Below are 14,065 nucleotides of genomic sequence, written 5' to 3' on the forward strand. Positions count from 1 at the left end.
TCCGGCAACAGGAGGACGGACTGATGTCCAAACGTGACTTTTACGAGGTTCTGGGCGTGGCCCGGACCGCCTCCGCCGACGAGATCAAGAAGGCCTATCGCAAGAAGGCCAAGGAATTGCACCCCGACCGCAACGCCGACAATCCGGAGGCGGAATCGCAGTTCAAGGAGGCCAACGAGGCCTATGAGGTGCTCAAGGACGCCGACAAGAAGGCGGCCTATGACCGCTTCGGTCACGCGGCCTTTGAGGGCGGCATGGGCGGCGGTGGCGGGCGTCCCGGCGGCGGTGGCTTCCACCCCGGCCAGCAGGGCGATTTCGCCTCGGCCTTTTCGGATGTGTTCGACGATCTCTTTGGCGATTTCATGGGCGGCCAGCAGCGTGGCGGACGCCAGCGTGCGGCGCGCGGCGCCGACCTGCGCTACAATCTGCGGGTGACGCTGGAAGACGCTTTCTCGGGCCTGCAGAAAACGATCAACGTGCCCACCTCGGTGGCCTGCGGCGCCTGCCACGGGTCGGGTGCCGAGGGCGGCGCCGAGCCCACCACCTGCCCGACCTGCTCGGGCATGGGCAAGGTGCGGGCGCAGCAAGGCTTCTTCACCGTCGAGCGCACCTGCCCGACCTGCTCGGGCCTCGGCCAGACGATCAAGAACCCCTGCAACACCTGCCACGGTGCCGGTCGGGTCGAGAAGGAGCGCGCGCTCTCGGTCAACATTCCCAAGGGGGTTGAGACCGGCACGCGAATCCGGCTCGCCGGCGAGGGCGAGGCCGGGATGCGCGGCGGCCCGCCGGGCGATCTCTACATCTTCATCGAGGTGACGGCGCACAAGATCTTCGAGCGCGACGGCACCGACCTGCATTGCCGGGTGCCGGTGTCGATGTCGGCGGCGGCCCTTGGCGGTGACATCGAGGTGCCGACGATCGATGGCGGCCGCTCGCGGGTGAAGATCCCCGCAGGCTCGCAGTCCGGCCGGCAAATGCGCCTGCGCGGCAAGGGCATGCCCGCCCTGCGCGGCGCCGGATCGGGCGACATGTTCATCGAGCTGGCGGTGGAGACCCCGGTCAACCTGACCTCGCGGCAAAAGGACCTGCTGCGCGAATTCGAACAGCTCAGCGAGGACAACAACCCCGAGAGCAAGAGCTTCTTCTCTTCGGTCAAGGGGTTCTGGGATTCGATGAAGGGCTGAGACCGCAGCGCTTTCGCCACGCCTGCGCACATCGGCGGGCCGGGGGGCTTTGCTCCCCGGCCTTTTTTGCGGGTCGCAGACGGTGGGCTCCGGCGGCCAACTCCGGGGGCTGTGCCCGCGGACCCGCCGGACTATCTGCGGCCAGAAGAACGAGGGTGGCCCGCCTAGAAGACGCCCAGCGCGCGCAGCGGCATCCACAGCCCCATGAAGATCATCATCAGGTTCTCGGTCAGCGAGACGAAGCCCAGGGGCACATTCGACGCGCCGCCGACGCAGGCGCATTTCAGTTCGCGCTTGTCGATATAGACCGCCTTGAAGACCGAGACCGCGCCGACGGTGCCGATGAACAGCGCGATCGGCGCCGAGACCCAGACCAGCGCGCCGGCCACCATCAGGATGCCCGAGGCAGCCTCCCCGAAGGGGTAGAGATAGCCGTAGCGCACCCAGCGCCGTGCCAACAGGTCGTAGTTGAGGAACATGGTCGAGAAACTCTCGATGTCCTGCAGCTTCTGCACCGCGAGAAAGCACATCGAGATCGCCAGGAACCATTCGACAGCACGCAGGGTGAAGATCGTCTCATGCATCGCCCAGCTCAGCCCCAGCGCCATCAGCGCCGCCACCGCGAAGATCGCGATCACCGGCTGGTAGCTGGTGGCGTCCTCGTCCGGCACCTCATGGCCGAAGTGTTCGAGCAGGTCGTCATAGCCGCCGATGCGCCGGTCGCCGATATAGACCTGCGGCGTGGTCTCCACGTCATGGGTGCGCTTGAAGGCGTCGGTGTCCTCACGCGAGGTCAGCGGATGGTCGATGATGTCATAGCCCTGGCGCTCGAGCAGGTCCCTGGCCTTAAGCCCGTAAGGGCAGATGTGATCTTCCATCACCATGCGGAACAGGTGGGCGGTGCGGTCGTCGGCGCCATCGATCATTGGTCCGCTCCGCACCGATAGATGCCGCGGTATCCGACGGTGTGGCCCGCGTCGAGGTCGAACAGCAGGTCGGCGGACCCCTCTGGCAGCCCATCGGCCGCAGTGACCCGCATCGAGACACCCTCGGCCGCGAACCGCCCCGCGCCGTCGGCGCTGAGCGCGATCAGCTTGCCGTTCAGCTTCATCAGCGCCGCCTCGCCCGCGGGACCGACGGCCAGGATTGCCGGGCTCTCGAGGGTGCGCTGGAAACGACAGGAGGTCTCGCGGCCCAGCGCGCTGTCGATCTCGGCCTCAGTCAGCGCCGCGGCGTCGAGCCCGGGCACCTCAACCGTCGCCAGCGCCTCGGCGACCGTGGCCTCCGGAGCGGGCGTGCCCGGGGCGCGCTCGGGAATCGGGGCGCCGCCGGCTTCACCCTCGAGATCGGCGATCAGGTATTTCATCTCGGCGATCTCCTTGTTCTGCGCCGCGATGATCTCATCCGCCAGCTTGCGCACCCGCGGATCCGAGAGGTTGGCGCGGCTCGAGGTCATGATGGCGATCGAATGGTGCGGGATCATCGCCCGCAGGAAGCTGACATCCCCCACCGTGGCCTGGCTGCGCACCAGATAGAGCATCGCGCCGAAAACCAGCAGGCTGCCGGCAAAGATCGCGGCGTTGAGCGTCTTGTTATCATACATCGACAGCATGAAACCGAGCATGATCACCGCCATAGTCCCGCCCATCAGCACCGCCATATAGGCGCGGGTTTCGCTGAACAGCGCATGCGGCCAGAGATAGGTGTTGAGGTACATCAGACCGAACATCACCACGGTGGATGTGCCGATCATCGCGAAGAAGCGTCCATAGGACATGCGGGCCTCCAGTTTTTGCCGGACCTGCCCTGACAACGCGGCTCCAGCACTGGAAGGTTCCCGAATTGCCGGTTTTTCCCGTCGGCGGCGTTAATCTTGCGTTTACCTGGAGGCGCAATGCTGACGGCATGGACCGCAGCAGATCATTTTCCGAGGCGCCCCTGCCGTTGTTTCACGGCGACGAGGCCGACGTGCCCGAGACCCTGGCGCAGGGTACGCGGCTGCCGTCGTATATCCGCGATCATCGCAAGCGGCTGCGGGCGCGTTTCATGGCCGGCGGGGCCGAGGCGCTGCCGGATTACGAGATGCTCGAACTGCTGCTGTTTCGCGCCATCCCGCGGCAGGACGTCAAGCCGCTGGCGCATCTGCTGCTGGACACCTTCGGCGACTTCAACCGGGTGATCTCGGCCCCCGCCACACGGCTGGGCGAGGTCAAGGGCGTCGGCGCGGCGGTGATCTGCGAGCTCAAGCTGGTCGAGGCGGCGGCACAGCGGCTGGCGCGCAGTCGGGTGATCGAACGGCCGGTGGTCACCAGCTGGGACCAGCTCATTGCCTATTGCCACACCGCCATGGCGCATCGCGAGACCGAGGAGTTCCGGGTGCTCTACCTCGACCGCAAGAACCGTCTGATCGCCGACGAAGCGCAGGGCCGCGGTACGGTGGATCACGTGCCGGTCTATCCGCGCGAGGTGGTGAAACGGGCGCTGGAGATCAACGCCTCGGCGCTGATCCTGGTGCACAACCACCCCTCCGGCGACCCGACGCCGAGCCGCGAGGACATCGACATGACGGCGCAGATCGAGACCGCGGCGCAGGCGCTCGGGCTGGTGCTGCACGACCACATCATCATCGGCAAATCGCGCGAGCTAAGTTTTCGGGCGGAGGGGTTGTTGTAGCACGCATGTCGGAGGATGGCGGGGCGTGGTGGCCCGCCGGGGATGGTTGGCAGGCATCGCCCCCATAACGATGGGGTTACGGAATTGGCGGACCGGGCCAAATCAGGCACGCTGGCGGTGCCATGCCTGCGGCAGTGTCAGCCAAGGGCGTGACGGCATGGGGCACGATGGGAAGGCATCACCCCCGCGGATCAGCTGCGCGCCGACCAGCTGGCCGAGGCGTGGCGTCGGGTGTAGAATTCGCCCATCAACCCGATGGTGATCAGCCCGATCCCCAGCCAGAGCGGATACTCGATATTGGAATTGCGCGGGTAGTAGTTGACGAAGGCATAGCCGCGCGCCTGGTCGATGGCATGAAACAGCGGGTTCCAGTCGAACATCGCCAGCAGGTAGCCGGGCAGCGTGTTGGCCACGAACATCTTGCCCGAGGCGATCATGTTGGCGCGCTGATAGATCGACGACAGGATCGAGATCGCCGAGGGAAACCACGGCTTGAGCGCCAGAAAGACCATGCCGACGGCGGCGCCGGTGAACCAGGCCAGCAGGATCATCGCCATGCAGCCTGCCGGGTCGTTGATCTCGACATCGGTGAAGCCCACGTCATAGACGAAGAGCACGATCAGCACCGAGAGCACCTGGATATAGAGCGCCGCGAGCATCCCCGAGAGGATCGAGATGATGGTGTTCATCGGCGCATGCTGCATCATCGGCGCGGTCGGCCCATCGGCCCCGACCACTGCGCTCATGGTCTTGATGTGGGTCATGTAAAGGAAGATCCCCGACATGATGTAGATCAGGAAATCGCCGCGCAGCTTGAGCCCGCGCAGGCCAAGCACGGTGAACATGACATAAAAGACCATCACCATGATGATTGTCTGCAAAACGTTCATGAAGATCGACATGAAGGCATTGCCATGGGTCTTGCGCACGTTGCGAACCGCACCGTGATAGACCAGTTCGACCGTGGTGACGACAGAATCCAGCGTCGTTCTTGGGCGTCGTTGTACGAACATGAGGCTCTGCTCCGCCTGGTTTCTGCCGGTATGGCACGGAATTCTTGCTGTTTCCTTGCACCGCGAGCATAACCACCCTCCCGCGGTCCGACAACAAGAGCCTTGCCTGTGGCACCCCGCCGCATCCGCAGCGATGCGAATTGACCTCAGACTGCCGGTGGGCCAGCACTGGCGCCAGTTTCGTGCAACCCGGTGTGTGTGCTTTCGATGTTTCTGCTGCGCAGGTTCCTTTTCGGATTGCTCCTGGTGGCCGGTCTGGCCGCGCAGCACCCCTTTGCCGCCTCTGGCCCGCCCGACCGCGACGGCGGCGCGGCGCAGGCCGAGCTGCTGGCGCTCTTCGGGCCCGGTGACATCTGCGGCGGCCCCGGCGCGGCGCATCCCGATTGCGACTGCTGCCCACTGCCCGGCGATATCTGGCCGCCCCGCGCCGAACCGGTGCCGCTGGCCCTGGCCCTGCGCCGGATGCGCTGGCAGGCACAGACCGATACCCTGCCCGCCCGCGCGCCGCTGCGGCTGGGGCCGATCCGTGGGCCGCCGCCTCTCGTCTGAGCTGATACGTCCGCTTATTTTCAACCACATCAGACGAGAAACACCATGACCCACATGATCCCTGCGGCGCTGGCCGCAGCCCTGACCCTTGTGCCGCACCTGGGCCTCGCCCATGCCACGCTGGAACAGCAGCAGGCGGCGCTCAACAGCACCTACAAGGGCGTGATGCGCATCGGCCACGGCTGCGATGGCGAGGCGACGCTGCGGGTGACGATCTCGATCCCCGAAGGGGTGATCGCGGTCAAACCCATGCCCAAGCCGGGCTGGACGCTCGAAACCGAGGTCACGCCCTATGCCCGCAGTTATGATTATCACGGCAGCCACGCCGAGGGCGTCACCCGCATCACCTGGTCGGGGGGCGCTTTGCCGGATGCCCACTACGACGAGTTCGTCTTCCGGGCGCGGATCACCGATGCCTTTGCCGCCGGTGAGGTGATCCATTTCCCCACCGTGCAGACCTGTGCCAACGGCGAGGAGGCCTGGGTCAACCTGCCGGCCAAGGGCCAGTCAGGCCATGACATCGAGGGGCCTGCGCCGGCGCTGAGACTGATCGACGGGGCGCATGCGCATCATTGATCGGCGTTCCGGGCGGGGGCGGCACGCCGCTGCCCCCGCTTGGCCGGGGTCCGGCGCCAAAGCCGTGGACATGACCCGACGACAGGGCTAGCAAGTGTCAGGTTAGGGCCCGGCCCGCAAAGTCGTTCAGGAGCAGAAATGAATTACGATACTCTCATCAAGGTGATGCGCAGGCTCGCGCTCGAGGCCGGTGATGCGATCATGGAGATTTACAACTCCGACGATTTCGACGTGAAGACGAAATCCGACGCCAGCCCGGTCACCGCCGCCGACGAGGCCGCCGATGCGCTGATTTCGGCCGGGCTGCGAGAGGCCTTTCCCGATGTGCCGCTGGTCACCGAAGAGCAGGCCGACAGCCATGACACCCGCGCCGACACCTTCCTGATCGTCGATCCGCTTGACGGCACCAAGGAGTTCATCAACCGCCGCGGCGATTTCACCGTCAACATCGCCTATGTCGAAAGCGGTGTGCCGGTGCGCGGCGTGGTCTATGCCCCGGCGCGCGAGCGGCTGTTTTATACTTCGGCGATGGGCAACGCGATGGAAGAGACCGGCAGTTTCGCCAAGGAGGCCCCCGGCGAGGTCACGCCGATCAAGGTGCGCGCGCCCGACAATGACGCGCTTCTGGTGGTGGCGTCGAAATCGCACCGCGACGCCGCGACCGACGATTACATCGGCGGCTACGAGGTCGCCGACATGAAGAGCGCCGGCTCCTCGCTCAAGTTCTGCCTGGTGGCCACCGGCGAGGCCGATCTCTATCCCCGGCTCGGCCGCACGATGGAATGGGATACTGCCGCCGGCCATGCGGTGCTCAACGGCGCCGGTGGCAAGGTGGTGCGGTTCGACGATCACACGCCCTTGGCCTATGGCAAGGACGGCTACGCCAACCCGTTCTTCATCGCCTATGCGCCGGGCGTCGAGCTCAAGGAGGCCTGAGCCGCCATGCGCCCGGTCAGCGTCATCGTCGTGTCGCATGGCCGGGAAACGGCGCTGAAACGCTGCCTGAAGGCGCTGCGCCAGCTGAGCTATCCGAACCTCGAGCTGGTGGTCGTGGCCGACCGCCGGTCGCTGGCCGCGCTGCAGGGCCTGCCGCAGGCGATGGGCATCAAGACCGCGCCCTGTGACGCGGAAAACATCAGCCTTGCGCGCAACCTCGGCCTCGGGCTGGCGGCAGGCGAGGTGGTGGCCTTTGTCGATGATGACGCGGTGCCCGAACCGACCTGGCTGACCCACCTTGCGGCGGCCTTCGATGACGAGGAAGTGGCGGCGGCGGGCGGCTACGTGCGTGGCCGCAACGGCATTTCCTGGCAGTGGCGGGCCGCCTGGGTGGATGGCTGCGGGGAGCGTCACGACCTGTCGCTTCCCGGCGTGCGGCCGGTGGTGCTGCACCCGAAACCGGGGCGGGCGATCAAGACCGAGGGCACCAACATGGCGTTCCGCCGCGAGGTGATCGCCGGCATCGGCGGCTTCGATCCGGCCTTTCGCTTCTTTCTCGACGAGACAGATGTGAACCTGCGGCTGGCCCGCGCCGGTCATGCCACCGCCATCGTGCCGCTGGCCGAGGTCCACCATGGCTTTGCCGAGAGCGCCCGGCGGCGCACCGACCGGGTGCCGCGCGACCTGTTCGAGATCGGTGCCAGCCATGCGGCCTTTCTGCTGCGCCATTGCCCCGAGCGCGAGCGTGCGGCGCAGCAGGTCCGTTTTGCCGAGGAACAGCGCCGCCGGCTGCTGCGCCACATGGTGGCCGGGCGGCTTGAGCCGCGCGACGTGCGCCGGCTGATGGCGCGGCTGGCGGCGGGCTTTGCCGAGGGCGCAGACCGCGCGCCCACCCCGCTGCCGGCGCTGCCGCATGCCGCGGCGCCCTTTGCCGCCCTGCCGCCGCGCCCGGCGTTGCGGCCCAAGGTGACCTGCGGCCGCTGGTGGCACCGGGCGCGGCTGCGGCATCAGGCGGCGCATGATGTGGCGGCCGGCCATGTCGCCACCGCGCTGATCTTTTCGCTGACCGCGGCCTATGGCCGGGTCAGCTTTACCCCGGCCGGGGTCTGGGAGCACAGCGGCGGGCAGTTCGGCAAATCCGAACGGTCGGGGCGGTTTTTCACCCTGCGCAGCCTGCGCCGGAAATGCGATGCTGAAATAACACGCATTCGCCGGGTCAGAGGGCTCGGTCCGCACGCCTGAGTGGCAATCCGCATTCATGTTCGGCAATCAGTGCTATAGTGATTTCACAAACCCGCAAATTTCGAGGGCGTTTATGCGTACGAAAGTTACCAAAGCCATTTTTCCCGTCGCCGGTCTGGGCACCCGGTTCCTGCCAGCGACCAAGTCGGTCCCGAAAGAGATCATGACGCTGGTCGACCGGCCATTGATCCAATACGCCATCGACGAGGCCCGTGCCGCCGGCATCAAGGAGTTCATCTTCGTCACCTCCCGCGGCAAGGGCGCGCTCGAGGATTACTTCGATCTCGCCCCGCAGCTGGAAAACGAGCTGCGCAAGAGCGGCAAGACCGAGTTGCTGGACATCCTCAAGTCGACCAACATGGAAAGCGGCGCCATCGCCTATATCCGCCAGCACAAGGCGCTGGGCCTCGGCCATGCGGTCTGGTGCGCGCGGCGCCTGATCGGCAATGAACCCTTTGCCGTGATGCTGCCCGATGACGTGATCGCGGCCGAGAAACCCTGCCTGCAACAGATGGTCGAAGCCTACCAGGAGCAAGGCGGCTCGATGGTGGCGGCGATGGAAGTGCCGCAGGACAAGACCTCGGCCTACGGCGTGCTCGACGTCAAGAAAGAGCTAGGCGACCTGGTCGACGTCAAGGGCATGGTGGAAAAGCCCAAAGCCGGCGATGCACCGTCGAATCTGGCGGTGATCGGCCGCTACATCCTGACGCCGGACGTGCTGAAAAACCTCAACAAGATGAAACAGGGCGCGGGCGGCGAGATCCAGCTGACCGATGCCATCGCCCAGGAGATCACCGAGGGCCGCAATGTCTATGGCATGCGCTTCAAGGGCCAGCGCTTCGACTGCGGCTCCAAGGCGGGCTTCCTGCAGGCGACGGTGGCTTTCGGCCTGGCGCGCGAAGAGCTGCGCGACGACCTGCATGCCTATCTGCGCGAGCTGATGGCCGTGGACCAGGCGGCCCAGTAACCGATGACCAAGGGCAATATCCTCGTCACCGGCGGCGCCGGTTACATCGGCTCGCATGCCTGCAAGGCGCTGAAGGCGGCGGGCTATACGCCCGTCACCTTCGACAACATCTCGACCGGCTGGCAGGATGCGGTGAAGTTCGGGCCGCTGGCGCGCGGCGACCTGCTCGACCGGGCGCGGCTCGATGAGGTCTTTGCCGAGTACAAGCCGCTGGCGGTGATGCATTTCGCCGCCCTCAGCCTGGTCGGCGAGGCGATGTCGAACCCCGGGCTCTACTGGCGCAACAATGTCGCGGGCTCGCTCAACCTGATCGAGGCGGCGGTCGAGGCCGGCTGCCTCGATTTCGTCTTCTCCTCGACCTGCGCCACCTATGGCGACCAGGACAACGTGGTGCTCGATGAGCATTCGTCGCAGATGCCGCTCAATTCCTACGGCAAGTCGAAACGCGCCATCGAGGACATGCTGGCCGATTTCGGCGCCAGCCACGGGCTGCGCTCGGTGATCTTCCGCTACTTCAACGTCGCCGGGGCCGATCCGGAGGGAGAGGTCGGCGAATACCACCGCCCCGAGACCCACCTGATCCCGCTGATGCTCGACGCGATCGACGGCAAGCGGGCGGCGCTGACCGTCTTCGGCACCGATTACGACACGCCGGACGGCACCTGCATCCGCGATTACGTGCATGTCTGCGACCTTGTGGACGCGCATGTGCTGGGGCTGAAATGGCTCGAGGACGGCAAGGAAAGCCGGGTGTTCAACCTCGGCACCGGCTCGGGCTTTTCGGTGTTCGAGGTGATCGCCCATTCCAAGAGCGTCACCAACCGCGAGGTGCCGCATGAGATCGGCGCGCGCCGCGGCGGCGACGCCACGAAACTTGTTTCCGGATCGACCCGCGCCGTGCAAGAACTGGGCTGGACCCCGAAGCGTTCCAACCTGGAGGCGATGATCCGCGATGCCTGGCGCTGGCACCAGAGCGGCCATTACGAGACCTAGCCCGCCCGCCCGCTGCCTCGATATCACGCGGCTGATCCGGCGCGCCGGGCGGCGGATGACCGGTGTCGACCGGGTCGAATTTGCCTATCTGCGCGCTCTGGTGGCCGATCCGGTTCCGCTGTTTGCACTGGCGCGCACCCGGCTGGGCTATGTGCTGCTCTCGCAGGACGGTGCAGAGGAGATCCTGCGGCGCGCGCGGCAGGACGGCTGGGGGCGGCTCGACGCGCTCGGGCTTGTCACCAAGGGCCCCGCGATGCGCCGCCGGGCCGAGGCCGACCTGCGCCGCGAAGCACTTGGCCGCGCCCTGCCCTGGGGGCTCGCGGCGCTGCTGCGCCGGCACCTGCCGGAGGGCACCACCTATTACAACACCGGCCATTCCAACCTGACCGAGCGGGTGGTTGACGCCTGGCGCAGCCTGCCGGGGGCACGGATCGAGGTTCTGGTGCATGACACCATCCCGCTCGACGTCCCGCAGTACCAACGGCCCGAAACCCTGCGCAAGTTCAAGCACTTCCTCGGCCGCACCGCACAGGTGGCCGACCGGGTGATCTGCAATTCGCAGGCCACGCTCGATGATTGCCAGCGCCACATGCAGGTCTTTGGCCGTATCCCCGCAGGCCTCGCCGCGCCGCTTGGGATCGAAACGGTCCGGCCCGGCCCCTGCCCCGACGATCTGCCACCGGGGCCGTTCTTCGTCAGCGTCGGCACCATCGAGCCGCGCAAGAACCACGCGCTGCTGCTCGACATCTGGGACCAGTTCGCCGCCGAGGGGCGGAACGGCCCGCATCTGCTGCTCTGCGGCGCCCGTGGCTGGGCCAACGCGGCGGTGCTTGCCAGACTCGACGCCGGCAACCCCCTGGTGCAGGAGCGCCCCGGCCTCAGCGACGCCGAGATCGCGGCGCTGCTGGTGCGCTCGCGCGGGCTGCTGTTTCCAAGCCTCGCCGAGGGCTACGGGCTGCCGCCGATCGAGGCCGCAGCGCTTGGCGTGCCGGTGTTGCTGGCCGACCTCCCGGTCTATCGCGAGACGCTGGAGGACATACCCATTTACCTGCCGCCGCAAGACGCCTATTCTTGGCGTCAGAAAATCGAACAACTACAAGAGCAGAGACCGCCGACGCCCCCCTATCTGCCGCCAAGCTGGGACACGCATTTCAATCTTGTCTTAACAGAGGGCTGATATTTCCGCAGGGCGTCTCGGACGGTTAACAGAGGATCAGGATTGGGCGCCTGGCAGTCATACAGCCTCAGGCTTCAGCGCAAGCGCTGGCGCATCCGCGCCTTGCGCAAGTCGCGAGAGCTGCGCGCCGCGGTCGACCGGACGGATCAGATCCGCCCCGGCGATCTTCTGCTGTTCTCGACCCTGCGCAACGAACATGTGCGCCTGCCCTATTTCCTGCGCTATTACCGCGATCTCGGGATCAACCACTTCCTGATGGTCGACAACGGCAGCACCGACGGCTCCGACGCCTATCTGGCCGAGCAGTCCGACGTCTCGCTCTGGCGCACCGAGGCCAGCTACAAGCGGTCGCGCTTCGGCGTCGACTGGCTCAACTGGCTGGCGCGCAAGCATGCCCATGGCCATTGGGCGCTGACCGTCGACCCCGACGAATTCTTCCTGTTCCCGTTCTGCGACACCCGGCCGCTTCGGGCGCTGACCGACTGGCTCGATGCCTCGTCGATCCGGTCGTTCTCGGCGATGCTGCTCGACATGTATCCCAAGGGGCCGATCAACGCGCAGCCCTACCTGCCGGGCGACAACCCGATCGACATCGCCTGCTGGTTCGACAGCGGCAATTACGCGATCAGCCGCAATCCGCGCTTCGGCAACCTCTGGATCCAGGGCGGGCCGCGGCGCCGGGTGTTCTTTCCCGACCTGCCGGAAAAGGCGCCCGCGCTCAACAAGATACCGCTGGTCAAATGGGACCGGCGCTACACATACGTCAGCTCGACCCACATGCTGCTGCCGCGCGGGCTCAACCTCGTCTATGACGAATGGGGCGGGGAAAAGGCCTCTGGCATCCTGCTGCACACCAAGTTCCTCGACACCTTCACCGCCAAGGCCGCCGAAGAGCTTGAGCGCAAGCAGCATTACTCCGCCTCGGTGGAGTACAAGGCCTATGCCAAGACGCTCGAAGAGAACCCCGATCTCTGGTGCAAGTGGTCGGAGCGCTACATCAACTGGCGCCAGCTCGAGATCCTCGGGCTGATGTCCAAGGGCAACTGGGCATGAGCCTCGGGGTCGTCATGCTGGTCCACACCGCCTTTGGTCGGGCGGAGCAGGTGGCACGGCACTGGGCCCGTGCAGGCTGTCCGGTGGTGATCCATGTCGACCGCAATGTCGCCGCCAAGCGGTTCCGGGCCTTTGCCGAGGCTGTGGCGGATGTCGATCACATCCGCTTTTCCCGCCGATACCGCTGCGAATGGGGCACCTGGGGCATTGTCGCCGCCAGCCAGGCCGCGGCGGAAAAGATGCTGGCCGACTTTCCGGCGGTGCAGCATGTCTACCTCGCCTCGGGCTCTTGCCTGCCGCTGCGCCCGGTCGAGGAGCTGATCGATTACCTCTCGGCCCGGCCGCGCACCGATTTCATCGAAAGCGCCACCACGATGGATGTGCCCTGGACGGTGGGCGGGCTGGATGAAGAGCGCTTTACCCTGCATTTCCCCTTCTCGTGGCGGCGACACCGGTTCTTTTTTGACCGCTTTGTGCAGCTTCAGCGCCGGCTCGGGGTGGCCCGGCAGATCCCCAACGGCCTGCGGCCGCATATGGGCAGCCAGTGGTGGTGCCTGACCCGTCAGACCCTGACGGCCATCCTGCAGGACCCGGACCGCGCCACCTATGACGCCTTCTTCCGCCGGGTCTGGATCCCCGACGAGAGCTATTACCAGACCCTAGCGCGGCTCTATTCCCGCGAGCTCGAGAGCCGGTCTCTGACGCTGTCGAAGTTCGATTTCCAGGGCAAGCCGCATATCTTCTACGACGACCACCTGCAGCTTCTGCGCCGGTCCGACTGTTTCGTCGCGCGCAAGATCTGGCCGCATGCCGATCTGCTCTACACCTCCTTCCTGACCGACCGCGCCGGCGCCATGAGCCGGACCGAACCCAACCCCGGCAAGATCGACCGGATCTTTGCCAGGGCGGTCGACCGGCGGACCCGCGGCCGCCCCGGGCTTTACATGCATTCGCGCTTTCCCAACGAGAACTGGGAAAATGGCATGACCGCCGGGCCCTATTCGGTGTTCCAGGGCTTTGCCGAGCTGTTCGAGGATTTCGAGCCCTGGCTGGCGCGCGCCACCGGGACGCGGGTGCACGGCCACCTGTTCGCACCGGAAAAGGCCGAGTTTTCCGAAGGCGAGGCGGTGATCCAGGGCGGTTTGTCGTCGAGCGCCGAGATCCGCGATGCCAACCCCTGGGCCTTTCTCACCAACCTGATCTGGAACACCCGTGGCGAGCGGCAGTGTTTCCAGTTCGGGCCGCATGACACCCAGGAGGGGGTGATCTGGAACCTCGCCAAGGACCCCAATGCCCAGATCTCGGTGGTCTCGGGGGCCTGGGCGGTGCCGCTGTTCAACTCGAACCTCGACTTCGCCACCATCCGCCGCGCCGCCGCCCAGCTGCAGAAGATCGAGGCGGAATCGCTCCACGCCTATCGTTCGCCCTATGCCAAGGCGCATATCCGCATCTGGACCATGGCCGAGTTCATCGAGGCGCCGATGGAGCCGCTGCAGAGCATCATCGACGAGATCGGCATACGCAATCCCCGGCGCCTGGCCGAGGTGCCCAAGATGATGGACCTGACCGGCTTTGGCCAGTTCCTGCAGAACCTCAAGAACCAGGGGATGCACCCCTATCTGATGGGTGATTTTCCGGTCGAAGGCCGGCAGTTGGGCCAACGCCCGCGCACCCGCAAACCCTATTTGGTGAGATGAGCCAC

General features: G+C 66.1%; 14 protein-coding genes. 11 read left to right on the forward strand and 3 right to left on the reverse strand.

Annotated elements, in window-relative coordinates; genetic code table 11:
* Positions 1-23: 23 nt before the first annotated feature.
* On the forward strand, positions 24-1,184 hold the full coding sequence (gene dnaJ / locus VOI27_RS09175; RefSeq protein ID WP_323765031.1) for a molecular chaperone DnaJ: 1,161 nt from the start codon (positions 24-26) through the stop codon (positions 1,182-1,184).
* A 164-nt stretch (positions 1,185-1,348) separates the two neighbouring features.
* Here the strand turns inward: dnaJ and VOI27_RS09180 are convergent, their stop codons facing one another.
* Both VOI27_RS09180 and VOI27_RS09185 read right to left on the reverse strand, forming a co-directional pair.
* Positions 1,349-2,110 carry a MauE/DoxX family redox-associated membrane protein gene (locus VOI27_RS09180; RefSeq protein WP_323765032.1) on the reverse strand — a complete coding sequence of 254 codons (762 nt, stop codon included), beginning with the start codon at positions 2,108-2,110 and terminating at the stop codon, positions 1,349-1,351.
* A complete protein-coding gene (locus VOI27_RS09185) occupies positions 2,107-2,961 on the reverse strand; it encodes a DUF6692 family protein (RefSeq protein WP_323765033.1) in 855 nt (284 codons plus the stop codon). Before VOI27_RS09185 ends, VOI27_RS09180 begins: the two co-directional genes overlap by 4 nt.
* A gap of 128 nt (positions 2,962-3,089) precedes the next feature.
* Between VOI27_RS09185 and radC the strand changes: the two genes are divergently transcribed.
* Positions 3,090-3,857, forward strand: coding sequence for a RadC family protein (gene radC, locus VOI27_RS09190; protein WP_323765034.1), 768 nt, complete (start codon positions 3,090-3,092; stop codon positions 3,855-3,857).
* A 191-nt stretch (positions 3,858-4,048) separates the two neighbouring features.
* On the opposite strand, the gene VOI27_RS09195 is transcribed toward radC, so the two are convergent.
* Positions 4,049-4,870 (reverse strand): ABC transporter permease, encoded by an 822-nt coding sequence (locus tag VOI27_RS09195; protein ID WP_323765035.1) that lies wholly within the window; start codon positions 4,868-4,870, stop codon positions 4,049-4,051.
* A 246-nt stretch (positions 4,871-5,116) separates the two neighbouring features.
* On the opposite strand from VOI27_RS09195, the gene VOI27_RS09200 reads away from it, so the two are divergent.
* The 9 genes from VOI27_RS09200 to VOI27_RS09240 all read left to right on the forward strand — a co-directional run bounded on the left by VOI27_RS09200 (position 5,117) and on the right by VOI27_RS09240 (position 14,060).
* A complete protein-coding gene (locus VOI27_RS09200) occupies positions 5,117-5,419 on the forward strand; it encodes a hypothetical protein (protein ID WP_323765036.1) in 303 nt (100 codons plus the stop codon).
* A 45-nt stretch (positions 5,420-5,464) separates the two neighbouring features.
* Entirely contained in the window at positions 5,465-5,995 is a 531-nt protein-coding gene (locus VOI27_RS09205) for a YcnI family protein (RefSeq protein WP_323765037.1), read from the forward strand.
* A 138-nt stretch (positions 5,996-6,133) separates the two neighbouring features.
* Positions 6,134-6,931: a 3'(2'),5'-bisphosphate nucleotidase CysQ gene (gene cysQ / locus VOI27_RS09210; RefSeq protein ID WP_323765038.1), complete on the forward strand. Its 798-nt coding sequence runs from the start codon at positions 6,134-6,136 to the stop codon at positions 6,929-6,931.
* A gap of 6 nt (positions 6,932-6,937) precedes the next feature.
* The gene (locus VOI27_RS09215; protein ID WP_323765039.1) at positions 6,938-8,173 is read left to right on the forward strand and encodes a glycosyltransferase family A protein; all 1,236 of its coding nucleotides are present in this window, start codon (positions 6,938-6,940) and stop codon (positions 8,171-8,173) included.
* Positions 8,174-8,246: 73 nt separating this feature from the next.
* Complete coding sequence (gene galU / locus VOI27_RS09220) at positions 8,247-9,140, forward strand: UTP--glucose-1-phosphate uridylyltransferase GalU (RefSeq protein WP_323765040.1); 894 nt, start codon at positions 8,247-8,249, stop codon at positions 9,138-9,140.
* A 3-nt stretch (positions 9,141-9,143) separates the two neighbouring features.
* Positions 9,144-10,133: a UDP-glucose 4-epimerase GalE gene (galE, locus tag VOI27_RS09225; protein ID WP_323765041.1), complete on the forward strand. Its 990-nt coding sequence runs from the start codon at positions 9,144-9,146 to the stop codon at positions 10,131-10,133.
* Positions 10,134-10,188: 55 nt separating this feature from the next.
* Positions 10,189-11,310, forward strand: a complete 1,122-nt coding sequence (locus VOI27_RS09230; RefSeq protein WP_323765042.1) for a glycosyltransferase family 1 protein — start codon at positions 10,189-10,191, stop codon at positions 11,308-11,310.
* A 42-nt stretch (positions 11,311-11,352) separates the two neighbouring features.
* Entirely contained in the window at positions 11,353-12,363 is a 1,011-nt protein-coding gene (locus tag VOI27_RS09235) for a glycosyltransferase family 2 protein (RefSeq protein ID WP_323765043.1), read from the forward strand.
* Positions 12,360-14,060 carry a beta-1,6-N-acetylglucosaminyltransferase gene (locus VOI27_RS09240; protein WP_323765044.1) on the forward strand — a complete coding sequence of 567 codons (1,701 nt, stop codon included), beginning with the start codon at positions 12,360-12,362 and terminating at the stop codon, positions 14,058-14,060. Before VOI27_RS09235 ends, VOI27_RS09240 begins: the two co-directional genes overlap by 4 nt.
* Positions 14,061-14,065 lie beyond the last annotated feature (5 nt).

The organism is Marinovum sp. (genome assembly GCF_034669705.1).
Lineage (GTDB): Bacteria > Pseudomonadota > Alphaproteobacteria > Rhodobacterales > Rhodobacteraceae > Marinovum.

Bases quoted from the DNA above. Each gene is read 5' to 3' on its own strand.
- galE (WP_323765041.1), top strand. From the start codon at position 9,144: ATGACCAAGGGCAATATCCTCGTCACCGGCGGCGCCGGTTACATCGGC.
- VOI27_RS09195 (WP_323765035.1), bottom strand. From the start codon at position 4,870: ATGTTCGTACAACGACGCCCAAGAACGACGCTGGATTCTGTCGTCACC.
- dnaJ (WP_323765031.1), top strand. From the start codon at position 24: ATGTCCAAACGTGACTTTTACGAGGTTCTGGGCGTGGCCCGGACCGCC.
- radC (WP_323765034.1), top strand. From the start codon at position 3,090: ATGGACCGCAGCAGATCATTTTCCGAGGCGCCCCTGCCGTTGTTTCAC.
- VOI27_RS09240 (WP_323765044.1), top strand. From the start codon at position 12,360: ATGAGCCTCGGGGTCGTCATGCTGGTCCACACCGCCTTTGGTCGGGCG.
- VOI27_RS09180 (WP_323765032.1), bottom strand. From the start codon at position 2,110: ATGATCGATGGCGCCGACGACCGCACCGCCCACCTGTTCCGCATGGTG.
- VOI27_RS09215 (WP_323765039.1), top strand. From the start codon at position 6,938: ATGCGCCCGGTCAGCGTCATCGTCGTGTCGCATGGCCGGGAAACGGCG.
- cysQ (WP_323765038.1), top strand. From the start codon at position 6,134: ATGAATTACGATACTCTCATCAAGGTGATGCGCAGGCTCGCGCTCGAG.
- VOI27_RS09205 (WP_323765037.1), top strand. From the start codon at position 5,465: ATGACCCACATGATCCCTGCGGCGCTGGCCGCAGCCCTGACCCTTGTG.
- VOI27_RS09185 (WP_323765033.1), bottom strand. From the start codon at position 2,961: ATGTCCTATGGACGCTTCTTCGCGATGATCGGCACATCCACCGTGGTG.
- VOI27_RS09230 (WP_323765042.1), top strand. From the start codon at position 10,189: ATGACCGGTGTCGACCGGGTCGAATTTGCCTATCTGCGCGCTCTGGTG.
- galU (WP_323765040.1), top strand. From the start codon at position 8,247: ATGCGTACGAAAGTTACCAAAGCCATTTTTCCCGTCGCCGGTCTGGGC.